This is a genomic window from Pseudomonas sp. 9.3L, from assembly GCF_058536285.1.
The window spans coordinates 1130670-1153418 of sequence record NZ_JBZUBK010000001.1 but is presented as its reverse complement, the minus strand read 5'-3'; the positions used below and the strand labels follow the sequence as shown (position 1 = coordinate 1153418).

Sequence of the window (22749 nt, the reverse complement as noted above, 5' to 3'; positions counted from 1 at the left end):
AACAGCCTTTACTGGGTCAGTTTTCGGTCAGCGGCAACAGCAGTCAGCCAATCAGACGAAATTCGCCCCAAATCGGCCAAAAGCAGGCGAGGTTGTCAATAATAGCTGTCATTCGACTCGACAATGAGCACTAAAAATTTTGCAATTCACCATAGCTGGCCTTTTGCCATAAAATGTGATATTTATTCTTGAGCCAACTGCTGATTTATAATAGGGTTTATATATGCCTCTACGCTTTAGACAAACGTTTACACTTTTCCCAGGTGTCCGCCTGAATATTGGTAAGCGTGGGATAAGCGCAAGCATCGGTATACCCGGCGCTACAGTAAATTTTGGAAGCAAAGGAATTAAAGCGACAGTAGGGTTACCCGGTTCTGGCTTATATTATACAACGCCTACCTTGCCATACGACGATGGGCGCTCTGTTGCCGTTCAGGTTAATCCCTCTTCCACCTTGCCTAATCTTGAATCCCGTCTGCCCCAAACTAATACCCCAGCCAGCGCTAAGACATATATGCCACAGATTGGCATGAATGAAATATCCAGTGCTTCGGTTGAAGTTCTAACTAGCTCATCACTTGTTCCCTTAAGGGATTTGATCGCTAAAGCACGAGCGCAAAGAGTAGAGGTTAGGGCTGACTTGCTAGATGCTATTACGGAAGAGTTAAGACAAAACAGCGAATTGTCGCGGCGTAAATCGAGCTTTTTCCGCTGGTTTTATAAGCGCCGTATTGCCGAGATTGATACTGAACTCTCCCTCACGCAAGCGGAAGTCTCTCGCCTTTCTTCGTGGGAGGAAAACACAAAAATCTCTATAAATTTTGAAAGTAGTGATGCTTCCCAACGGGCTTATGCCACAATGGTTCGTGCGTTTGATGTATTAAAGAAAAGTACCAGAATCTGGGATATTACGGCGGACAAGGCAACAGACCGTTTCTATGATAGAACTTTAGCTACGCGATCTGTTGATCGTCACCCTGTTACTTTTGACTTCAGCTCTACTGATTTGATTGAGTTCGCGGGAAGCGCAATGCGGTTTGAAAATGTTAATGGCGATGATATATTGTTATACCCAGGAGTGGCCGTTATTCCGCGAGTCGATGAAGCATTCGCCTTGATCGATATACGCGAGCTACAAATCCATGCTACAAGTCGAGGGTTTTTTGAAACTGAAGAAGTTCCCAATGATGCTGATATAACTGGGTATACATGGGCAAAGACAAATAAAAATGGATCGCCAGACCTTAGATTTAAAGATAACTTTAAGATACCAATATGCAGTTATGGAAACATTACATTTAAATCAAAAACTGGAGTAACAGAGGAGTACATGGTGTCTAATGCTTATGCAGCTCAAGCTTTTGCTCATGCAGTCAATCGTTACCAGCTAGCTTTAGCTGAATCGGATAATCTGGTATGAATAATTACCTTATAGCAGCTAGAGGTGTAGCGAATTGATTTATGGTATGATAGCGGCAAAAACTGAGTGCAACACCTGACCTTTCCGGTACGGTATGCCTATGTCCTATCAAGAGCTCAACATCGAAGAACGCGTGACCATCCAAATAGGCACTCTTCAGGGCCTGAGCCTGAGGGCCATTGCCAGGATGCTCGACCGAAGCCCTTCGACCATCAGCCGCGAAGTGCGCCGCAACAGTCTGACCGCTCATCGCTATTCAGCCAGCCAAGCCCAGCAACACATGCGCTCTCGCCGCCAGGTCTGCCGCCCTGCGCTAAAGCTGGTCCCAGGCAGCGACCTGTTCGATCTTGTGGTCTATCTGTTGCGACAACGCTTTTCCCCACAGCAAATTGCAGGCAAGCTCAGGTCCATGGAATTTCCTAACTTTGAAGACACCTTCGTCTGTCGCGAGACCATCTACAACGCCATCTATGCGCTGCCAGTGGGCGAGCTTCGCAAGGAACTGATCATCTGCCTTCGCCAAGGCAACACCACCAGGCGCCCACGGTCTGGCGGTGTTGACCGGCGCGGTCAAATCCCTGATCTGGTCAGCATTCACGTACGACCGCCAGAGGTAGAGGATCGGCAAATGCCGGGCCATTGGGAAGGCGATCTCATAAAGGGCAAGGCCAATGCATCGGCTGTCGGGACCCTGGTGGAGCGAAGTACAGGCTATCTGATGCTGGTCAGGATGAACGATGCGACGGCCACCTCGGCTGTTGAGGGCTTTAGTGCGGCATTGAATCGTATGCCACTGGCGGCGCGTAAAACGCTGACGTATGACAGGGGTCGTGAAATGGCGCGGCACGCTGAAATCACCCAGCGCACTGGCGTGGCGATCTACTTCTGCGACCCGCACAGCCCTTGGCAGCGGGGCAGCAACGAAAACATTAACGGATTGATCCGCCAGTATTTGCCTAAGGGAGCCGATCTGTCAGGTGTAAGTCAGGAGCAACTGGATGCCATTGCGTACCAGTTGAACATCCGTCCGCGTCAGCGATTTGATTACAAATGCCCCATTGAAATGATGACGGCTATGATGGCTAAGCATCACCAGCCCCCCTCCTTAACTCAATAGCTGTGTTGCACTCAGCCTTGGCAACCGCCTATTTTAAAAGGGAGATTATGAATTTCGATAGTAAGAAATATTAGCAGCTTAGCTTCAAAGGATTGATAAAGCTTAATAGCTGAGCAGAACGCCTTAGATAAGCCCAACACTGCTGGTGCGCGCCGGCACATTATAATTGCTGGTGGAATATGGACTATCTCTTTGTGCGCTGCGTCTCTTGTGGAACTGTACAAAGGCGGCATAGGTATAGGTGTTTCCAGAACGACAGATTATGTTGAATTGTAAATGTGCCGCGCAAGCGCTAAGTACCTGTGGCGTACCGAATTGACCGAAAGAAAAAGGCGCTACACACTGGCTGGTCCAGCATCGTCTGTGGTCTTGCGCAGGTAATGCCGGAGACTAAATGCCAATTTCCTCGAGCCAATAGATATTGGGATATGGGGGGTGTGGAGAAAAAGAACGCTGTGGCGTTACCTGCACTGGCATAGAGTAGTTCTTTAAACTGAGCTGGTCTAATGGCCCCGGACACCTCGATAGGTGAAAATGACCTTATCGAGGAGCTCCCATGACCAAGAAATACAGAAAATTCGACCCCAGCTTCAAGCTGGAAGTTGTCAAGATGATCAAGGACCAAGGGCGCAGCATTGCTGAAGTTTGCCGTGACCTGGACCTAGGCGAAACCGGTGTGCGCCGATGGCTGCAGCAGTACGACGCAGAGAGGCTCGGTCAGCCCGGCATTGGTAACCCATTGACTGCGGAACAGCAGCGTATTCGCCAGCTTGAGCAGCAAGTCCGCGAGCTGAAAATGGACAACGACATACTAAAAAAAGCTACGGCCTTCTTTGCCCGCGAATTGAAGTAATCCATCAGTTGGTTGATCAATTACAACGCAAGGCCTTCCCGGTGGCGCGTGTCTGCCGGGTGCTGCGGATTAGTAAGTCAGGATTCTACGAGGCACGTCAGCGTGCCGCAGAGAGGCGAGTGATCAGTCCAGTGCCGATCAGGCTGCGTGCTGCTTTTGCGGCCAGCGGCGGTGCGTATGGAAGCCGTCGGTTGCGCGAGGTTCTGCGTCGACAACAGGTCAACATCGGGCGCTACAAAGTGCGTCGACTTATGAAGGAAAACGGCCTCAAACCGGTGTGGAAAAGAAAGTTCGTGCATACCACCCACAGTGACCATGGTCTGCCTGTGGCCCCAAACTTGCTCGCACGGCAGTTCACGGTGGCCGCCCCGAACCAAGCCTGGGTGGCGGATATCACCTACGTACGCACCGGTAGTGGCTGGCTGTACTTGGCGGCGGTGTTGGATCTTTACTCGCGCAAGATCGTGGGCTGGTCGATGGCGCCGCACATGCACGCAGAGCTGGTAAACAGCGCGTTGCAGCTGGCGATAACGCAGCGTGCTCCACCACCTGGCTTGATCATGCACACTGACCGTGGCAGCCAATATGCCAGCGCTTCCCATCGCGAACTGCTGAGCCGCCATAAAATACGGCAGAGCATGAGCCGAAAAGGCGACTGCTGGGACAACGCAGTGATGGAACGGTTTTTCCTAAGCCTGAAAATGGAACGGGTATGGCGTCAGAACTATGCAAACCAGGCTGAGGCGATCAAGGATGTGACGGACTACATCGTACGGTTCTACAACAGCGAACGGCTGCACTCAACGCTGGGCTACAAAGCCCCGAATGAGTACGAGCGACTAGCGGGCTAGACACCACCTATTGAGGTGTCCGGGAAAACTTGACCACTACACCGTCGTTCAGTTTGGTATCGAGCAGGGCTACCTGCAGCTGCTTGTTAATCCCTTCAAGGGCACGACAGTAATCCCGCCCACGAAACGGAAAAAGACAGTGGCTCACCATGCAATTGATGCAGCCCGAAATTGGCTGCTGATGCTGGAGCAAGATGAGCGAATCGAAATGAAACGTGCACGTATCACTCCCGCCTGGTTCTGGCTCACGGTGTTCGAAACCTTTCACCTCACCGGTATTCGCCTCAAAGCGTTGCTGTCGGTTCGGCTAAAGGACGTTGATCTCAGGCAGCGTTTGCTAATGATTCGTGGCGAAACCGAAAAAACTCACCGAGACCATATGGTCCCTATTCCCGAAGATCTTTATCCCCTGTTAAAGCAGTTGGTAGAAGCGGCTCATGCCACTGGCTTTTACCCTAATGACCAGCTGTTTAACGTTAACCGCTTTTCGACTTACTACCATCGGGATGAAATGGACACAAACCAAGTGGAGGCCATGTACAAAAAGCTGATTGCGCTCACTGGTACCCGCATGACGCCCCACCGTTTCAGGCACACCTTAGCCAGTGACCTTATGCGACAGCCTGAGCGGAATATTCATATCACCAAGCTACTGCTCAACCACTCAAACATCGCGACGACCATGGAATACATCGAACCTGACTACGATGTGATGCGCACGGTAATGAACGAGCGGGCCGATGTTCAACGTGGCCGACCACGCCACTATGCCAAGGTTGAAAGAACCTCTGCCTCGGCGAACCCGGCTACGGCGCAACTTCAAGCGTTCGCTGCCGAGGCGCTACAAGGGTTGTCAGCAAAGCATGGCCCATCACCGGCTGGAGCGACCCGCCAGGGCTTAGCTAAAGATCCAAAGCACTCAGCTGAAGCAACTCCCCCACCTCTGGACCAAGGTTTCAAGTTGCTAAGCCTGCTATTACAAGCGAGCTTGGCAGGCAACATAGGCAATGAAAAGGTGCAGAGCACTAGCAGAGAAGAGGACGGTCTGGCTGTGGCAGAAAGCGAGAACAAGAACTGGATAGCAGGAATGACGCCAGGGTATCTACGCCGCGGTTAGGCTGCTGAAACAGCTTGAAGCAGCTCGATTGTGATTTGACAGCATTCTGTTCGCGGTATATGTTTTGCGCCAGACGGCTGCAAGCCAGAGCTACGGAAACGCGAAAACCCTCCAATGTGGAGAATTCAGGCAGAATATGGTGGGTCGTGTGGGATTCGAACCTACGACCAATTGGTTAAAAGCCAACTGCTCTACCAACTGAGCTAACGACCCCTTTTGGTGTGCCGTATCATACTGATTTTTAAGCAGTAATCAACCCTATGATGGCAAAAAACTAGAAATAGCGCGTGGGGTCTGGCACGCCAGCGGCTGCGAAGCCTTCAGCGCGTAGCCGGCAGCTGTCGCATTTCGCACAGGCACGGCCTTCGCTGTCCGCCTGATAGCACGACACGGTTAGTGCGTAGTCCACGCCATGGGCTACGCCTGCCCGCACGATGTCGGCTTTGCTCATGTTTTGCAGAGGCGCCTGTATGCGAAAGCCCTGCCCTTCTACCCCGGCCTTGGTCGCCAGGTTGGCCAGCCGCTCGAAGGCTTCTACGAATTCAGGGCGGCAGTCAGGGTAGCCGGAGTAATCCACGGCATTCACTCCGATAAAGATATCCTGAGCCTCCAAGACCTCTGCCCACCCTAATGCCAAAGACAGGAACACTGTATTGCGGGCGGGCACGTAGGTGACAGGTATACCTTCGGTAGGAGCTTCTGGTACGTCGATGCTGCTATCGGTCAGGGCAGAACCGCCCATGCCATCGAGGTTCAGGCCTATGACCTTGTGCTCAACGGCGCCCAGATCCCTGGCGACCCTGGCGGCCGCCTGGAGCTCAGCACGGTGGCGCTGCCCATAGTCGAAGCTCATCGTATAGCACGCATAATCCTGAGCACGGGCCATGGCCAATACCGTTGCGGAGTCCAACCCACCAGACAATAAAATAACGGCTTTTTTGACAGACACAGGTCACTTCCTCGTTTAACGGCCGGGTTCGTCGTTCCAAAGCAATTTATGCAACTGCAACTGGAAGCGAACCGGCAGGTTGTCAGCAACGACCCAATCCGCCAACTCGGACGCCTTGATATCGTGATGGCTTGGGGAGAACAGCACGTCTCCTGCACGCTCGGCCAAGTTGTACTCGATCATTTTGGAAACGGCCCAGTCGTAATCCTCTCGTGAACAGATCACAAACTTCACTTGGTCATGGGGCGTGAGCAGCGCCATGTTTTCGTACCGATTGCGGTGAGCCTCCCGCGAGCCGGGGGTTTTAAGGTCTACTACCCGGCTTACTCGGGTGTCTGTGGCACTGATGTCCAACGCGCCACTGGTTTCCAGGGACACGTCATAACCAGCCTCGCACAACCGCTGCAACAGGGGGATTGCATTAGGTTGCGCCAGGGGCTCGCCTCCTGTCACACATACGTAGCGAGGCCGGAAGGTCGCGACCTGTTCCATGATGCTATCAAGCGTATGGAGGGTGCCGCCGGTGAATGCATAAGCGCTGTCACAGTATTGGCACCGTAGGGGGCAGCCGGTAAGGCGCACGAATACGGTAGGTAGGCCAGCCGTTCGTGTCTCCCCCTGTAACGAGTGGAAGATTTCGGTAATGCGCAACGTATCAGACATAATCGCCACGGGCGTGGCAGCTAAACAGGCCACCCGCCTCCGCTAGCATCCGCACTCGCCGGCGCTGCCGGCGAGGTGAAGATCGTGAATAAGGGGCGCAGATTCTAACGAAAAAACCCGCGTCATGCGCGGGTTGGTTCATGAAGCTTGGCCGTGTGGTCAGAGTTTTTGCAGATCCCGCTGTGCCAACTGGGCGGCTGCAGTACCTGGATACTGGCTGATGACCTGCTGAAGGATCGGCTTAACGCGGTCGGTGTGGCCGAGGCGACGCTCGACATCTGCAAGCTTGTACAGGGCATCTGGCACTTTAGGGTGCTTAGGATACGCCTGGCTGACCCTTGCAAAGGCCTGGCCTGCACCCTGAAGATCGCCTTTGGCAAGGTTTACCTCACCCAACCAATACTGCGCGTTGCCAGCATATTGGCTGTTCGGGTATTTGCGCAGAAACGCCGCAAATGCCTGGCTTGCCCTATCAAAATCCTTCGCCTTGATCAGGTCAAAGGCGGCGTCGTAATACAGCTTTTCCTTGGCAGGATCAGCGGGTTCAGCGCTCGCTGCAGCCTGATCGGTAGCAGCAGGCGAAGCCATGTCGGCGCCAGGAGCAGCGCCGCCAGTGGCGGAATTGGTAGCGGCATCAGCACCTGTGGCCGATTGCTGCGCAGGTACCCCGGTGCCGATTCGGCGATCCAGGTCCTGATAACGGTCCAGCGCTTCTTGCTTCATTCGCTGGATATCGTTCTGCTGGACTTCTACCTGACCACGAAGGCGCGCGATATCTTCCTGCATTTGTTGAAGCTGCATGAACAGTTCGCCCTGCGCAGAGACAGGAGCCGATGAGGCCCCTGTCCCGGCATAGGCGCCGCTCGTGCCATAACCGGAGGGTGGATAGCTGCTGCTGTTGCCAGCGCTGCTTCCATCAACCACGGGAACCGCTGCCCACACCGAAACCGGGAGGGCAAGCGCCAGAACAGTTACAACACGGCGGCACGTTCGCATGATGAATTACTTACGCAGTTCGACGCGACGGTTTTGAGCCCAGGACTGCTCGTCGTTGCCAGTGGCGACAGGACGCTCTTCGCCGTAGGAAACGAGTTCCAGCTGAGCTGGGGAAACGCCTTGCAGAACCAGGTAACGCTGAACAGCCTTGGCACGACGCTCGCCCAGGGCCATGTTGTACTCACGGGTACCGCGCTCGTCGGTGTTACCTTCCAGAACGACGCGGGCGCCGTTGGCTTTCAGGTCCTTGGCGTGGACGTCCAGGGCACGCATGGCTTCTGGCTTCAGGTCAGAGCTATCGTACTCGAAGTAGAAGGTGGTGATGGCACGCAGAGCAGCTTCTTCGCTCATGCTGCTATCGACGGCACCAGTGTTTGCGCCGTAGCCGGCGTTTGGATCAACAGCACCAGCACCTGCGCCTTCACCAGCGTTATCACCGCCCTTGGAGGAGCAACCTACAGCTACAGCCATGGCCAGGGCCAGCGCAGCGAATTTACCAAACTTCAGCATTTCCATCGTAAAACTCCTAATGAACCCCAGTGTGTTATGTACAACGTTGTGCGCCGCGTCAGTTCAGGTAAGGGGACCAGGAAGGTTCTCTGACTTCGCCTTGAGCGGTAGGAAGCGGGAGCCTTACGCGTCCGTTTAAGGACACGAGCATCAAGACTCCCCGGCCCTGCGAGCGGGTGGCGTAGATTACCATGGTGCCGTTGGGCGCAACAGTAGGCGACTCATCAAGAGTTGAGTCCGTGAGGATCTTCACATTCCCACGCTGCAAATCTTGTGAAGCCACCTTGAAATTGGTGAAGCCATCTTGACGATGGATCATCACCAACGTCTTTTCATCGGCAGACAGTTTAGGGTTTGCATTGTAGTTGCCGACGAAAGTTACACGTTCAGCGTTACCGCTGCCGACCGAAGTTTTGTAGATCTGCGGCTTGCCGCCACGGTCGGATGTGAAATAAATAGTGGAGCCGTCCTTGCCCCAGAAGGGTTCGGTATCGATGGCCGGGCTATTGGTGACCCGTGTGAGGTTTCGGCTGCCCAAGTCCATCACATAAATCTCTGGGTTACCGTCCTTGGACAATACAAACGCCAAACGGTTGCCATCCGGCGAAAATGCTGGCGCGCCGTTCAAGCCTTCAAAGTTCGTCAGTTGTTCGCGGCGACCGGTGTCTACATACTGAATGAAGATACGTGGGCGCTTCTGCTCAAAAGACACGTAGGCGATACGCTTTCCATCAGGCGCATAACGCGGTGAAAGAATAGGCTCACGTGATTGCAATAAAGTAACAGCACGTGCGCCGTCGTAATCCGAACGCTGAAGTGTATAGCGCGTATTGTTCGTACCAAAGCGTTCGGCCGTCACGTACAGCATGCGGGTTGAGAACGCACCCTTGACACCCGTGAGCTTTTCGAAGGACTGGTCGGAAATAAAGTGCGCCATGTCGCGTAGTTGATCTACCCCACCGCTAACACTTCCCGAACTCACCTGCTGCTCGGTAGCCACGTTGAACAAGGTGTATTGAACCTGCAGGCGGCCGCCCGAAGGCACAATATTACCGACCATCAAGTACTGAGCGCCCAACGCTTTCCAGTCACGGAATATAACTTCACTCGGTTGGCTCGGCAGGCTGATCATGTTTTGCTTGGGAATTGGCGCGTAATAGCCTGAGTTACGCAAGTCATCTCCAATGATCTGGGCCATGTCGTCTGGCAGCACGCTGCCGCCCTGGAAGCCAAACGGCACCACCGCGATAGGTGTGGCGCGGTCAGAGCCGCTCGTGACCATAATGTTTTTTTCATCGGCGCTGGCGAACCCTGCCGCGCAACACAGCACGACAAGCAAGCCTCGTAGAAGATTAATCACAACGCAAGATCCTCAGGAGTGAACGTCATTTTGAAAGAACGGTATTGATTGAAATCGGCGGATTTCATGCCCTGCATCTCGGTAAGCCGGCCAATGTTCTTTACTGCGGCCACTGCCGAACTGTCAAACGGCCCATCCCCGCTGGACTTTGAGACACTAGCATTGGTAATAGTGCCATCGGGCAACATGCTGATCTGCAATACCACCGTCATCCCTTTGCGGGCTGAAGGTGGGCGAGCCCACCCTTCAGCAGCACGGGACCGGATCAGGTCGTCGAAGTTACCGGCCACCTCATCGCCCTGCTCATCGGCCAACGCCTGCTGTCGCTCGGGCTTATCGGACAGGAGATCAGCCAAGGCTTGAGCCTTCTTGTCTTCAGCGGCTTTGCGGGCAGCATCCTGTGCTTTCTTTTTAGCCGCATCGGCGGCTGCTTTCTTCTTGGCATCTTCGGCGGCTTTAGCTTTTGCATCAGCCGCCGCTTTGGCCTTAGCGTCGTCAGCGGCCTTTTTCTTGGCGTCTTCAGCCGCCTTTGCCGCCTCGGCTGCTGCCTCTTTCTTCGCCTCATCAGCGGCTTGTTTCTTGGCTTCTTCCTCTGCACGTTTTTTAGCGACATCGGCCTGCTCAGCCTTTTTAGCATCAGCGGCCTTTGCCGCCTCTGCCGCCTTGGCAGCTTCAGCGGCCTTTGCGGCGTCGGCCGCTTTCGCAGCAGCATCAGCCTTTTTAGCATCATCGGCTTTCTGCGCGGCTTCGGCTTTTTGAGCGGCTTCGGCTTTCTTTTGTTCCGCGGCCTTTATTTCCTCCTGCTCGACCTTTTTGGTTTCCATCTGCTCGACTTCTGTCTGACGCGCTGCCGATTTCTTGGCCTCGCCTGCAAGCTTCTGGTTGGTCTGAGTGGTGGCCTGGCTCTTGGACTTGAGCTGATAGAGGGTAGCCTGAACGATAGGCTTGGCCGGGGGTAGCTCCGGCGTCATGGCGAAACTGGCGAACAACATGCCAAAAATGAGCACGTGCAGCGCAACGGCCCATACCCAGGGCCAGAAGTAGTTTTCCGAGGCGGGGTGCTCTCGCTTTCGCATCACGGGGCCTCGGTAATCAGGCCGACATTACCTACGCCAGCCTTTTGCAGGCCACCCATGGCGCCCATTACTGCGCCATAGTCCACGGACTTGTCACCCCGGATGAACACCTGGGTTTTTTTACCGTTGGCATTGCCCTGGTTAATGATTGCCGTCACTGCTTGGGTCATCTGCGGCAGCGTATTGGCGCGAGCCTGCTGCTTGTCGGTGTCTACTTCGCTGCCCACGTTCCAGAAGTAGGTTTTATCCGCCTTGATGGAAATGGTCAGCACCTGAGTGTTGTTGTCTTGAGGCAGGGCTTCGCTGGAGACCTTGGGCAAGTCCACTTTTACGCCCTGGTTGAGCATGGGTGCGGTAACCATAAAGATGACCAGCAGTACCAACATCACGTCGATGTAAGGCACTACGTTCATCTCGGCCACCGGCTTGCGTTTTTGCCGAACTCGAGCCATTGGATGTACCTGCTTACTCTTCGCTGGTATGCACTTTACGGTGCAGGATCGCCTGGAACTCGTCGGCGAAGGTGTAGTAGCGGCTGATCAGGGTTTCGCTGCGGGCAGCAAATCGGTTGTAGGCGATCACCGCCGGGATGGCCGCAAACAGGCCGATCGCTGTAGCAATCAGTGCCTCGGCGATCCCCGGTGCCACGGTGGCGAGGGTAGCCTGTTGAACTGCTGCCAGGCCCCGGAAGGAGTTCATGATCCCCCACACGGTACCAAACAAGCCGATATAGGGGCTGGTAGAGCCGACAGTAGCCAGGAACGGCAGGGTTTGTTCGAGCTTTTCTTCTTCACGGGAGATCGCTACGCGCATGGCACGGCCTACGCCTTCCATCACGGCATCCGGGTCTACCCCGGGCTGTTGGCGAAGCCTGGAGAATTCCTTGAAGCCTGCGCGGAATATTTGCTCCACCCCCGAGTCAGGGTCTGGATTGCTGCCAGCCTGGCGGTACAGCTTGGAGAGGTCGATACCCGACCAGAAACGCTCTTCGAAGGCATCGAGGGCTCGACGCCCGGCGCGGATCAGGTTGCTGCGCTGAAAGATGATGACCCAGGAGGTGACCGAAGCGGCCACCAGGATCAGCATGACCAGTTGCACCACAATGCTGGCATTACTGACCAAACTCCACATGGAGGTATGGTCGACGGCGTTAGCTTCCACGCGGCTTCTCCTGCTTTTTAGGTGTACCCGGGGTATCGTCGGCGAAAGCCACCTGAAAAGCAGGTGGAATGGCCCGGGGCTTGAAATTATCGGCTCGCACGCAGGCCACCAGACACCGGCCTTCGCACAGCAACTGATGATCTGATGCACGTCTTACTTGATGTACGAAGCGCAGGCTAGCGCGGTTCAGCTCCCCTACCTCAGCACTAACCAGCAGCTCGTCATCCAACCGCGCCGGCGCGTGGTAACGCGCCTCGCTGGTATGCACCACGAACAGCAGGTTTTCGGCTGATAACACTGATTGGACATAGCCCAGCTCCCGCAGGCGCTCCGTGCGTGCCCGCTCCATGAACTTGAGGTAATTGACGTAGTAGACGATGCCGCCGGCATCGGTGTCTTCGTAGTACACGCGACAACGATAAACGAACGGCGCTGGCCCGGTTTGCGCGCGCATACTCTAGTGCGAACTCCGTAGGTTGCCAATCCAGCCACCCAATTGTTTTTTCAATGACTTGGAGGCCTGACGCCGCTCAAGCGTCACATCAGCCCCTAGGACCATGGAATTTGCGATTCGATCACCTGGCTGACACTTAATCATGCGGTTTCGCCCGGATAGCCAGGCTCGTTGAGCTCTGGGCGGTTCAAGCCGAAATGAAGGTAGGCGTGGCGAGTGACCACCCTCCCCCGCGGGGTACGCATGATGTAGCCCTGCTGGATGAGGTAGGGTTCGAGTACGTCTTCTATGGTGTGGCGCTCTTCGCTGATGGCCGCCGCGAGGTTATCGACGCCTACCGGGCCACCGTCGAACTTCTCGATCATGGTAAGCAGCAGACGGCGATCCTGGTGATCCAGGCCCCGCTCATCTACGTCCAGCATGTTCAGCGCCAGGTCCGCTACCGGTTTGGTGATATCACCCTTGCCACGCACTTGGGCATAGTCACGCACCCGGCGCAGCAAACGGTTAGCGATGCGCGGCGTTCCACGCGCTCGTCGAGCAATCTCGAAAGCGCCCTCTGGGTCGATGCTCAGGCCCAGAATGCCCGCAGACCGGCTGACGATAGTGGCCAAATCTGCATTGTTGTAGAACTCAAGCCGCTGGACGATTCCGAAACGGTCGCGCAGGGGGTTGGTGAGCATGCCTGCGCGAGTGGTAGCCCCAATTAGGGTAAAAGGCGGGAGGTCCAGCTTGATGGAGCGTGCCGCCGGCCCTTCACCGATCATGATGTCGAGCTGAAAGTCTTCCATAGCGGGATAAAGTACCTCCTCCACGATGGGCGACAACCGGTGAATTTCATCGATGAACAAGACATCATGAGGCTCAAGGTTGGTCAGCATTGCTGCAAGGTCGCCGGGGCGTTCCAGTACAGGGCCCGACGTGCTTTTGATAGACACACCCATCTCTTGCGCGATGATATTGGCCAAGGTGGTTTTACCCAGGCCTGGCGGGCCGAAAATCAGGGTGTGGTCCAGCGATTCGGCGCGCCCACGGGCGGCCTGGATAAACAGCTCCATTTGCTCGCGCACTACGGGCTGCCCAATGTACTCGGCCAGCTGTAACGGTCGAATGGCGCGGTCCTGTTGCTCTTCCCGGTCTCGCCCGGAGGCAGAGATCAAACGATCGGCTTCAATCAACTCAGTTCATCCCTTTGAGCGCACGGCGGATCAGGTCTTCGCTGGAGAGCCCCTTCTCATTGACAGCCGATACCGCCTTGCTGGCTTCCTGAGGCTTATAGCCCAGAGACACCAGTGCGCTGACTGCATCGGTTTCAGCCGTGGCGACTGCCATCCGAGGCTGCACGCCGTCGTCGGGCACCAGTTCGAACATCGCCGGCACGGTTTGCCAGGCCTTGAAGCGGTCCTTGAGCTCGACCAGCAGGCGCTCGGCAGTCTTCTTGCCAACCCCTGGCACCTTGACCAGCGCGCTGGTGTCCTGGGCCTGCACGCAACGGATAAGTTCGTCGACTTCGAGGCTGGACATCAAGGCCAGTGCCAGTTTGGGCCCTACGCCATTGAGGCGGATCAGCTCCCGAAACAGCTCGCGCTCGCGCCGCTCATAGAAGCCATACAGCAACTGCGCATCTTCGCGAACCACCAGGTGGGTATGGAGTGTAAGTACCTGCCCGACCGGGGGGAGGCGATACAGGGTTGTCATCGGCACCTCCAGCTCGTAGCCAAGGCCGTTGACATCCAGAATGATGTGCGGCGGTTGTTTTTCCGCCAGGGTGCCGCGCAAGCGTCCGATCACGTTGAATTCCTGAAATAACGGGCTGTTCACCAGCCAGCGTGCATGATCGCAGCATGGCGGGGATCGGCAAATGAAAAAGTTTTAGGAGATGCTGCGCCTAGAGCCGCAGCCGACCACCGCGGCTTCTCGCAGCACTTAGGCCATGAGGCACCAGGCTTGACCGCGTATGGGCGTGACACAGGGCGATTGCCAAGGCATCCGAGGCGTCTATCTGAGGCTTGGTGGTGAGTTTGAGCAAGTGCATGACCATCAATTGGACCTGCTCTTTGCTCGCCCCACCCGTGCCGGTGATTGCCTGCTTGACCTGAGTAGCCGAATATTCGGCTATTTCGAGCCCTTCTTCGGCCGCCGCCACGATCGCAGCGCCCCTCGCCTGGCCCAACTTGAGTGCCGAGTCGGCGTTACGTGCCATGAACACCCGTTCGATACCCATGGTGACCGGGCCATGGGTTTTAATGACTTCACGCACACTGCGAAACACTACCTGCAAGCGGTCATGCAACTCACCGCTGCCCGTACGGATGCACCCGGAAGCAACGTAGTCGCACCCTCGCCCCAGGCCACGGTCCAGCACTACCCCATAGCCTGTGATGCGCGATCCGGGGTCGATTCCAAGAATAAGGGTCAACCGAGTTGTTCCATGATGTCGTCAGAGATCGAGGCGTTGGAATACACGTTTTGCACGTCGTCCAGGTCCTCCAGCATGTCGATGAGCTTGAGCACTTTTTCCGCGCCCTCCTGGTCAAGGTCAGCCTGAGTGGTGGGCGCCATGATGATCTCGGCCTCCGCCGCCTTGAACCCTCTCGCTTCCAGTGCGTTACGCACGCCGTAGAAGCTGGCAAAGGAGGTATACACGTCCACCGAGCCGTCGTCATGGCCTACTACATCGTCAGCTTCGGCTTCGATGGCTGCCTCAGTCAGGGCGTCTTCGTCTATTCCCGGCGCGAAGCTGAGCTGGCCTTTGCGCTCGAACAGGTACGCTACGGAACCGTCAGTGCCCAGGTTGCCACCGCACTTGCTGAAGGCATGACGGACTGCAGCCGCCGTTCGGTTGCGGTTGTCTGTCATGGCTTCCACCATGACCGCAACACCGCCAGGGCCATAGCCTTCATAGCTCAGCTCTTCGACGTTCTCACCTTCGGTGGACCCTGCCCCACGGGCAATGGCACGGTCGATGATGTCACGGCTCATGTTGGCGCCAAGCGCTTTATCCAGTGCCAGACGCAAGCGCGGGTTGGCCCCTGGGTCACCACCGCCTTGCTTGGCGGCGACCGTGAGTTCACGAATCCACTTGGTGAAGATCTTGCCTCTTTTGGCATCCTGACGTTCTTTGCGGTGCTTGATGTTCGCCCACTTGGAATGACCGGCCATTACCGCCTCCAAAAACATTTAATGACAAACGGCCCCCGTGCGCGAACGCAGCGGGGGCCCGGGTAACACGTACCGATAACGCGTGCCTTATTCGGCCTTAGGCTGCTCGCGCAGGCGAATATGCAGTTCGCGCAGGGCCTTGGCGTCTACCGCGCCAGGAGCCTGGGTCATCACGTCGGCAGCGCTCTGGGTTTTAGGGAATGCAATCACTTCACGGATCGACTGGGCGCCGGTCATCAGCATGACCAGACGGTCCAGGCCAAAGGCCAGGCCACCATGGGGCGGCGCGCCGAACTTGAGGGCATCCAGAAGGAAGCCGAATTTCTCTTCCTGCTCCGCCGCGTCAATCCCCAGAAGGCGGAACACTGCTTGTTGCATTTCCTTGCGGTGTATACGGATAGACCCACCGCCCAGTTCCGTACCGTTGAGCACCATGTCGTACGCCCGAGACAAGGCGCCATTCGGGTTGGCTTCCAACTCGGCGGGGCTGCACTTTGGCGCGGTGAAGGGGTGGTGCACTGCACTGACACTGCCGTCGTCGTTTTCTTCGAACATCGGGAAATCGATGACCCACATAGGGGCCCATTCGCAGGTATGCAACTCCAGGTCGTTACCCAGACGGATACGCAGCGCGCCCAAGGCCTCGCTGACGATCTTGGCTTTGTCTGCGCCAAAGAACACGATGTCGCCATCCACCGCGCCAACGCGGTCGAGGATCACATTGAGGTTGGCTTCCGGAATGTTCTTAACGATAGGCGACTGCAGCCCATCTACACCCTTGGCGCGTTCGTTGACCTTGATATACGCAAGGCCTTTGGCGCCATAGATGCTGACGAACTTGGTGTACTCGTCGATTTTGCTACGCGGCATGCCCGCCCCGTTAGGGACCCGCAGGGCGGCCACGCGGCATTTGGGGTTATTGGCGGGCCCGCTGAACACTTTGAATTCCACCGCCTGCAACTGATCGGCGACGTCTACCAGCTCAAGCGGAATGCGCAGGTCCGGCTTGTCGGAACCATAGCGACGCATGGCTTCTTCGAAGGTCATATGGGGGAATTCGCCAAACTCTACATCGAGCACTTCTTTGAACAACTGGCGGATCATGCCTTCGGTCAGCCCCATGATCTCGCTCTCGTCCAGGAAGCTGGTCTCGATGTCGATCTGGGTAAACTCAGGCTGGCGATCTGCGCGCAAGTCTTCGTCACGGAAGCACTTGGCAATCTGGTAGTACCGGTCGAAGCCCGCCACCATCAGCAATTGCTTGAACTGCTGGGGCGATTGCGGCAATGCAAAGAAGCTGCCGGCATGGGTACGGCTGGGGACCAGATAGTCCCGCGCGCCTTCAGGCGTAGCACGGGTAAGGATTGGCGTTTCGACGTCCAGGAAGCCATTTTCGTCCAGGAAACGCCTTACGCTGCTGGTAATGCGTGACCGCAGTCGAAGCTTCTCTGCCATCTCGGGGCGACGCAGGTCGATGTACCGATAGCGCAGGCGGGTTTCTTCGCCCACATCGGAGTACTCATTGAGCGGAAACGGCGGAGTTTCGGACTCGTTCAGCACTTCAAGTTCATAACCGAGCACTTCGATGGCGCCTGACGCCATGTTTGGATTCACCGCGCCGGCAGGACGCAGGCGAACCTTACCCCGGACACGCACCACGTATTCGCTGCGCACACGGTCGGCGGCAGAGAAAGACTCGGCGCGATCCGGGTCGAAGACCACTTGGGCCATGCCTTCGCGATCGCGGATGTCGAGGAAGATCACCCCGCCATGGTCGCGACGGCGGTGAACCCAGCCGCAAAGGGTGATTTCCTGGCCGTCCAGGCTCTCGTTCAGTTGGCCGCAATAGTGGCTGCGCATCATGATGGTCGTTTCACTTATAGTCAGTCGTGTTCGGGCGGGCCTGCATCACCGGCAGTGTGCAGCACCCGGCGAGGGGGTTCAACTCAGTCGGCCTTATCGGCGCCAGCGAGGTTTTTCTTGGCGCCTGTCTTGAAATCGGTTTCGTACCAGCCAGTACCGCTCAGGCGGAAGCCAGCTCGCGACACTACCTTGCGCAACTCAGGGGCTGCGCAGGTCGGGCAATCGGTCAAAGGGGCATCACTGAATTTCTGGATAACTTCCAGTTGGTGGCCACAGCGCTCGCATTGGTAATTATACAGGGGCATTGGACAGGTGCTCGGCTAAACGTGACGCGCAAGGCGCGGGTTGACGTAAGCCCGGAATTATATCTGGTTAACCGCGCCAGGCTGCAAGCGCCTGCAGGTGCGTTTATCGTACCGCAGCGTTGGCCAACGCAGTGCCGTCTCCGACACAGGCCGTGTTATTCAACAGATATGCAACGCAAACCACTCTGACCAACCCACTGAAGTTTTTCACGCCCCCATGCCGCAGGTGGACCTCCCGGTCCAGGTAGGACAACAGCTGATTGACCGTACATTGGTTAAGGTCGGCCAGACGCTGCAGGATATCCCAGTACACGCGCTCTAAACGCAAGCAGGTCGCAAAGCCGTTAAGCCTTACCGACCGCGCGACAGGGCGTGCCAGTGCCATGTCGAAATCCTGCTCGAAGGGGTCGAGCAACCATTTGGCCGCGCCGCAGCTGCGGCCCGAGGGGGAACAACTCATAAGCATGCCATCACCTTCCCTGGTTTAAGCGACGCGTGGTAACGCGCCAAGCAGGCTTAATCAAAACCTTGCATGGGGGTATAGGAGAAGGCAGCGGAGAGATGGCTGAGGTAGGAAAATGCGCTATTAGATGAAGGCACAACAGCCACCCGGCGCTGGAAGCCGCCGGGTGGCAGTCGCGATTACTGGCTTTCGAGCATCGAACGAAGCATCCACGCAGTTTTTTCGTGGGTCTGCATACGTTGGGTCAACAAGTCTGCCGTCGGTTCGTCACTGACTTTGTCCAGCAGTGGGAACAGGCTGCGCGCCGTGCGAACTACGGCTTCCTGACCATCCACCAACTGGCGGATCATGTCTTCGGCGTGCGGCACACCTTCTTCGACCTTGATGGAAGACAACCGCGCGTAGGTGGCGTAGGTGCCCGGTGCCGGGAAGCCCAATGCTCGGATACGCTCGGCGATGAAATCCACAGCCAATGCCAATTCGTTGTACTGCTCCTCGAACATCAGGTGCAGGGTGCGGAACATCGGGCCACTGACGTTCCAGTGGAAGTTATGGGTTTGCAGGTACAGCACATAGGTGTCCGCGAGCAACCGTGACAAGCCATCAACGATGGACTTGCGGTCTTCTTCACTGATGCCAATATCAATTGCCATGGGGTTCCCCTTGTCTATGAATGTTTCAAAGCTGCGCTGGCCACTCTACCAAGACAGACGAACCGTCGCACGCCATGTAGTGAATGCCGGACGTGGTTGCCTACGCGACGGTCAACCGGTACGGATGCATTGAGTCCAAGGGGCTATTTCCTGTTAAATAGCCCGCGTGCCACCGGCGCGTTGCCAACTTCCTTCGAGTCACCGCTTTTTATCTTGTTCCATGCGGTTGTCACGCAGGCTTGGCGCGCAGGCGCATAGGCCATGTCCCTCCAGCCGTCTTTTGTTCAATACCGTACGTGTCCTGCGAGGGATCAGCGCTTCATGATCCTTTGACAATGTGAGTCATACCTATGTTAAAAACCGTTCACCTCCTGACAGGCGCGGGCGCGCTGTTACTAGCCGCCCTGCCCGGCGTTCTGCCGGAAACCCTGCCTTACCTTTCACAAAGCGATGCCTTCCACCTGGCCTTCATCGGGCTGGGCAACTTGTTGTTCGCCCCTGTGATTGCGCAATGGAAGCACAACCCACGGCAAACCCTGCAAGGCTTTGCCAGCGCCCTGCTGGTGCTTGCAGCGGTGTTACAAGCCCTGGTGCTGTATGCACCTCTGCCCTTGGTTGCAGGTGAGCCTGCCGTCTGGCTGGGGTTGTTGTCGATGCTCGCCGCGGCCGTGCTGCAGTTGTTCGCCAGCCGCCCGCGGCGGCATCCGGCTGCGCCTGCCCCGGCAAGCTTCAACCCTGCCAATCGGGATACCGGCACTGTGAAGTGGTTCAACACCTCTAAAGGCTTCGGGTTTATTTCCCGGGACTCAGGTGAAGACATCTTCGTGCACTTCCGGGCCATTCGGGGCGAGGGCCATCGTGTGTTGGTCGAAGGCCAGCGTGTGGAGTTCTCCGTCATGAACAGGGACAAAGGCCTACAGGCCGAAGATGTGGTTGCAGCGGCGCCAGGCCGCTAACCGGATACATCAGTAATGGGGGGGCGGCGCCTCGTCGCCCTCTTCCCCATACTGCCCAGAGAGTTCGCGATAGCGCTCGATCAATTGGCCCATCTGCGCCCCTAAGCGCTCCAACTGCCGCTGCTGCTCCACCACCACGTCATTCAAGGCGTGAATGGTGTCGTCTTGAAACGCCAGCCGTGTTTCCAGCTCTGTCACGCGGTCTTCAACGTTCACAGGCTAGCCGTCCAGGTCATAACGCCCTCAAGCCGGGCCTTGAGCTGTTGCGTGAACCGTTGCAACTGCGCCTCTTCGTAGATCACAGGGGGTACCTTTCCCCACACCGGCGCAGGCCATGCCGCATCGGTGGAAAAGCGCGCAATAACGTGAACATGTAACTGAGCCACGACGTTACCCAGCGCGGCAACGTTCATTTTGTCCGCGCCCAGCAACTGCTTCATATGGCAGGCAAGGGCTGTGGTTTCTACCGCTAACTGCGCCTGATCGGCTTCGCTCAATTCAAATACTTCAGTGATCCGTGGGCGGCGAGGTACCAGAATCAGCCAGGGGTAGTTCGCGTCGCGGCTAAGCAGCAACTGGCAGAGCGGAAAGTCACCCAACACCCAGGTATCGGCGTGCAGGCGAGAATCGAGTTCGAACAAGGGATGGCCTCCTAATGAGCGCACCAAGGGGGTGCCGACCTAGCATACCGATAGCTGCGTACAAGTCGATCACCGCAGCCGCTGGCTGACCCTTCCCCGTTGCACTTCTTTGTGGCAGAGCAGATTCAAAACCTGCCGTGCACAACCATCAGAGGGCCTGGCGCCAGCGTTTTAAAGGAGCAGACATGGGTGGCACACTGCCTACATTGCGAAGCGATCAGGTTAGGCTAGCCTCTGAAAGCACCAGTGCTACTTTTCGCACCATTTCGGAACATGGGGGCTACTATCGGTGCACGTTACCCTTGTTCATCAAGGGGTAACATCAGAAAGGTAACACTTTACTCAAACTTCACTGGGCACCATCCTAAGGCACTGCTACTGTCACGCCACACGAAACAGGCGCTTAGACCTTATAAATGGGGTGGTTTCTTGCGCTTTTTTTAAAAAAGTGAAAATTTTGTGAGTCGCTGGTAGGTTTGTGCACAGTTGTTGCTACTCAATAAGCAAGCTGCTTACGAGGCGGGGGGCCTGTCGGGCCAGCCTAGGCGTCTTCATATCCTGAGGCGTGGCGAGTACGGCACGTACATAACTGAAAGCGACACGCAGGTGAGTTTTTTCGCTGGGCTCCAGATGGCCGTATCGCGGGATCGCGGGCGTGAAGTAGGTTGCCCCAGACACTTAGTAAGCGTCGGCCAGATAAAAACCAAACGGCCGGCAGCACTCTTAAAACCAAAGGAGCAAGTCACGATGAAAGTGATGAAGTGGAGCGCAATCGCACTGGCAGTAACCGCGGCGGCGACCTCGCAGCTGACCATGGCCGAGGCCTTTGTCAGCGACCAGGCTGAGGCCAAGGGCTTTGTAGAAGACAGCACCTTCAACGTGCTGCTTCGTAACTACTACTTCAACCGTGGCCACAACGCTGGCCAGGATCAACGTGACTGGACTCAGGGCGTGCACGGCGTGTTCAGCTCCGGTTTCACAACTGGCACCATCGGGGTGGGTGTTGATGCCTTTGCCTACGGCGGCCTGCGTTTGTGGGGGCTAGACAAGTATGCAGGTTCGGGAAACCTGACCCTTGATTCCGATGGCGACAACCATAGCAACTTCGCCAAAGCGGGTGCCGCCGCCAAGTTCCGCATCTCGAAAACGATGCTGAAAGTGGGTGATCAACAGCCCACTACCAGTCCTGTATTTGCAGTGGGTGGTAGCCGTCTGGCGCCGCAAACCGCCAGCGGCTTTACGCTGATGAGCAGCGAACTAGAAGGCTTGGATCTGGAAGCTGGTCATTTCTATTCCGCCACCAGCCAGAACAGCAACAACCGTGACGGCGAGCTGTGGGCTAACTATGCTGGCGTGAGCGCTAAAAGTGCTGACTACCTGGGTGGTCGTTATGCGATCAACGACCAGCTTAGCGTTGGCGTCTATGGTTCTAAGCTGCAAGACATCTGGGACCAATACTACGGTAACGTGAACTACGTACTGCCGTTGAACAACGACCAGTCGCTTACCTTCGATGCAAACTACTACCGCACTACCGATGAAGGCAGCTCCAACGCAGGCGACATCGACAACAACACCTACTCGCTGTCGGCAGCCTTTGCCTTCATGCCTGGGCAGACATTGACCCTGTCCTTCCAGAAGGTGAATGGCGATACCCCCTTCGACTACATCGGCGTGGGTGACAACAACAAGGGTGGTGACTCCATCTTCCTGGCCAACTCGATTCAGTACTCTGACTTCAACGCCCCTGGCGAGAAGTCCTGGAAGCTGCAGTACAACCTGGATATGGCTACCTACGGCGTACCTGGCCTGAGCTTCATGACTCGCTACGCCTATGGTTATGACATTGATGGCAGCGGCGGTGACTTGTCTGGCGCCTATGTCACGCGTGACCGTGATGGCAATGTCACCGGTACCCTTTATGGGGATGACGGCAAGCACCACGAAACCAACTTGGAAGCCAAGTACGTGGTCCAAACCGGCCCAGCCAAGGATTTGTCGTTCCGTATCCGCCAAGCCTGGCACCGGGGTAACGCTGATCAAGCCGATGGCGATGCTACCGAGTTCCGCCTGATCGTCGATTACCCGATCTCGATCCTGTAATCGCTTCGCGGTTCGGTACGCTCCAGAAGCCCGGCCTAGCGCCGGGCTTTTCATTGGCGCTGCTTGCTCCGTACAA

The 22749-nt window shown here is 56.3% G+C and carries 25 protein-coding genes, 1 tRNA gene and 1 pseudogene; 7 read left to right on the top strand and 20 right to left on the bottom strand.

Translation table 11 applies throughout. The features are described 5' to 3' along the window. The first annotated feature begins 223 nt into the window (after window positions 1–223). The 4 genes from AC4LE2_RS05285 to AC4LE2_RS05270 all read left to right on the top strand — a co-directional run bounded on the left by AC4LE2_RS05285 (window position 224) and on the right by AC4LE2_RS05270 (window position 5358). Window positions 224–1420 carry a DUF4236 domain-containing protein gene (locus tag AC4LE2_RS05285; protein ID WP_491824624.1) on the top strand — a complete coding sequence of 399 codons (1197 nt, stop codon included), beginning with the start codon at window positions 224–226 and terminating at the stop codon, window positions 1418–1420. A 100-nt stretch (window positions 1421–1520) separates the two neighbouring features. Further along, window positions 1521–2537: an IS30 family transposase gene (locus tag AC4LE2_RS05280; protein ID WP_491823487.1), complete on the top strand. Its 1017-nt coding sequence runs from the start codon at window positions 1521–1523 to the stop codon at window positions 2535–2537. Window positions 2538–3093: 556 nt separating this feature from the next. Continuing rightward, a protein-coding gene (locus AC4LE2_RS05275; protein ID WP_491824623.1) for an IS3 family transposase occupies window positions 3094–4241 on the top strand; the annotation gives its coding sequence in 2 pieces (ribosomal slippage) (window positions 3094–3349 and window positions 3349–4241; 1149 coding nt in all). 10 nt (window positions 4242–4251) lie between these two features. Further along, window positions 4252–5358, top strand: coding sequence for a site-specific integrase (locus AC4LE2_RS05270; RefSeq protein ID WP_491824622.1), 1107 nt, complete (start codon window positions 4252–4254; stop codon window positions 5356–5358). Window positions 5359–5495: 137 nt separating this feature from the next. Here AC4LE2_RS05270 and AC4LE2_RS05265 read toward each other — a convergent pair. The 18 genes from AC4LE2_RS05265 to AC4LE2_RS05180 form a co-directional block, all read right to left on the bottom strand. Continuing rightward, window positions 5496–5571: transfer RNA gene (locus tag AC4LE2_RS05265), tRNA-Lys, on the bottom strand. A gap of 61 nt (window positions 5572–5632) precedes the next feature. Then, window positions 5633–6307: a 7-cyano-7-deazaguanine synthase QueC gene (queC, locus tag AC4LE2_RS05260; RefSeq protein WP_491824621.1), complete on the bottom strand. Its 675-nt coding sequence runs from the start codon at window positions 6305–6307 to the stop codon at window positions 5633–5635. 15 nt (window positions 6308–6322) lie between these two features. After that, entirely contained in the window at window positions 6323–6970 is a 648-nt protein-coding gene (queE, locus tag AC4LE2_RS05255; protein ID WP_491824619.1) for a 7-carboxy-7-deazaguanine synthase QueE, read from the bottom strand. A 159-nt stretch (window positions 6971–7129) separates the two neighbouring features. Further along, complete coding sequence (gene ybgF, locus AC4LE2_RS05250; protein ID WP_491824617.1) at window positions 7130–7966, bottom strand: tol-pal system protein YbgF; 837 nt, start codon at window positions 7964–7966, stop codon at window positions 7130–7132. A gap of 6 nt (window positions 7967–7972) precedes the next feature. Continuing rightward, on the bottom strand, window positions 7973–8482 hold the full coding sequence (pal, locus tag AC4LE2_RS05245; protein WP_491824615.1) for a peptidoglycan-associated lipoprotein Pal: 510 nt from the start codon (window positions 8480–8482) through the stop codon (window positions 7973–7975). Window positions 8483–8534: 52 nt separating this feature from the next. Then, window positions 8535–9836 carry a Tol-Pal system beta propeller repeat protein TolB gene (gene tolB / locus AC4LE2_RS05240; protein ID WP_491824613.1) on the bottom strand — a complete coding sequence of 434 codons (1302 nt, stop codon included), beginning with the start codon at window positions 9834–9836 and terminating at the stop codon, window positions 8535–8537. Then, window positions 9833–10912: a cell envelope integrity protein TolA gene (gene tolA, locus AC4LE2_RS05235; RefSeq protein ID WP_491824612.1), complete on the bottom strand. Its 1080-nt coding sequence runs from the start codon at window positions 10910–10912 to the stop codon at window positions 9833–9835. The genes tolB and tolA overlap by 4 nt, the downstream gene beginning before the upstream one ends. Beyond that, on the bottom strand, window positions 10912–11364 hold the full coding sequence (gene tolR / locus AC4LE2_RS05230) for a protein TolR (RefSeq protein ID WP_491824610.1): 453 nt from the start codon (window positions 11362–11364) through the stop codon (window positions 10912–10914). Before tolR ends, tolA begins: the two co-directional genes overlap by 1 nt. Before the next feature lie 13 nt (window positions 11365–11377). Further along, a complete protein-coding gene (tolQ, locus tag AC4LE2_RS05225) occupies window positions 11378–12073 on the bottom strand; it encodes a protein TolQ (RefSeq protein ID WP_491824608.1) in 696 nt (231 codons plus the stop codon). Then, the gene (gene ybgC, locus AC4LE2_RS05220) at window positions 12063–12527 is read right to left on the bottom strand and encodes a tol-pal system-associated acyl-CoA thioesterase (RefSeq protein WP_491824606.1); all 465 of its coding nucleotides are present in this window, start codon (window positions 12525–12527) and stop codon (window positions 12063–12065) included. The genes tolQ and ybgC overlap by 11 nt, the downstream gene beginning before the upstream one ends. 140 nt (window positions 12528–12667) lie before the next feature. Beyond that, entirely contained in the window at window positions 12668–13705 is a 1038-nt protein-coding gene (gene ruvB / locus AC4LE2_RS05215; RefSeq protein ID WP_491824604.1) for a Holliday junction branch migration DNA helicase RuvB, read from the bottom strand. Between the two features lies 1 nt (window position 13706). Continuing rightward, a complete protein-coding gene (ruvA, locus tag AC4LE2_RS05210; RefSeq protein WP_491824602.1) occupies window positions 13707–14318 on the bottom strand; it encodes a Holliday junction branch migration protein RuvA in 612 nt (203 codons plus the stop codon). A 97-nt stretch (window positions 14319–14415) separates the two neighbouring features. Beyond that, a complete protein-coding gene (gene ruvC, locus AC4LE2_RS05205; protein ID WP_491824601.1) occupies window positions 14416–14946 on the bottom strand; it encodes a crossover junction endodeoxyribonuclease RuvC in 531 nt (176 codons plus the stop codon). Then, window positions 14943–15689 (bottom strand): YebC/PmpR family DNA-binding transcriptional regulator, encoded by a 747-nt coding sequence (locus AC4LE2_RS05200; RefSeq protein ID WP_491824600.1) that lies wholly within the window; start codon window positions 15687–15689, stop codon window positions 14943–14945. Before AC4LE2_RS05200 ends, ruvC begins: the two co-directional genes overlap by 4 nt. An 87-nt stretch (window positions 15690–15776) precedes the next feature. Next, window positions 15777–17552, bottom strand: coding sequence for an aspartate--tRNA ligase (gene aspS, locus AC4LE2_RS05195; RefSeq protein ID WP_491824599.1), 1776 nt, complete (start codon window positions 17550–17552; stop codon window positions 15777–15779). Window positions 17553–17635: 83 nt separating this feature from the next. Beyond that, window positions 17636–17857, bottom strand: a complete 222-nt coding sequence (locus tag AC4LE2_RS05190) for an FmdB family zinc ribbon protein (protein ID WP_491824597.1) — start codon at window positions 17855–17857, stop codon at window positions 17636–17638. 103 nt (window positions 17858–17960) lie between these two features. Beyond that, window positions 17961–18317, bottom strand: coding sequence for a ribbon-helix-helix domain-containing protein (locus AC4LE2_RS05185; protein ID WP_491824595.1), 357 nt, complete (start codon window positions 18315–18317; stop codon window positions 17961–17963). Between the two features lie 182 nt (window positions 18318–18499). Continuing rightward, the gene (locus tag AC4LE2_RS05180; protein ID WP_491824593.1) at window positions 18500–18973 is read right to left on the bottom strand and encodes a Dps family protein; all 474 of its coding nucleotides are present in this window, start codon (window positions 18971–18973) and stop codon (window positions 18500–18502) included. A 350-nt stretch (window positions 18974–19323) separates the two neighbouring features. Here AC4LE2_RS05180 and AC4LE2_RS05175 point away from each other — a divergent pair. After that, window positions 19324–19644: pseudogene (locus tag AC4LE2_RS05175) on the top strand (cold shock domain-containing protein membrane protein); the annotation flags it as partial. Between the two features lie 87 nt (window positions 19645–19731). After that, window positions 19732–19929, top strand: coding sequence for a cold-shock protein (locus AC4LE2_RS05170; RefSeq protein WP_491828051.1), 198 nt, complete (start codon window positions 19732–19734; stop codon window positions 19927–19929). 9 nt (window positions 19930–19938) lie between these two features. Here AC4LE2_RS05170 and AC4LE2_RS05165 read toward each other — a convergent pair whose 3' ends face one another. Together AC4LE2_RS05165 and AC4LE2_RS05160 are read right to left on the bottom strand one after the other, a co-directional pair. Beyond that, window positions 19939–20145, bottom strand: coding sequence for a SlyX family protein (locus tag AC4LE2_RS05165; protein WP_491824591.1), 207 nt, complete (start codon window positions 20143–20145; stop codon window positions 19939–19941). Next, window positions 20142–20570 carry an HIT domain-containing protein gene (locus AC4LE2_RS05160; protein WP_491824589.1) on the bottom strand — a complete coding sequence of 143 codons (429 nt, stop codon included), beginning with the start codon at window positions 20568–20570 and terminating at the stop codon, window positions 20142–20144. The genes AC4LE2_RS05165 and AC4LE2_RS05160 overlap by 4 nt, the downstream gene beginning before the upstream one ends. Window positions 20571–21317: 747 nt before the next feature. Here AC4LE2_RS05160 and AC4LE2_RS05155 point away from each other — a divergent pair. After that, the gene (locus AC4LE2_RS05155) at window positions 21318–22673 is read left to right on the top strand and encodes an OprD family porin (RefSeq protein WP_491824588.1); all 1356 of its coding nucleotides are present in this window, start codon (window positions 21318–21320) and stop codon (window positions 22671–22673) included. Window positions 22674–22749: the final 76 nt, after the last annotated feature.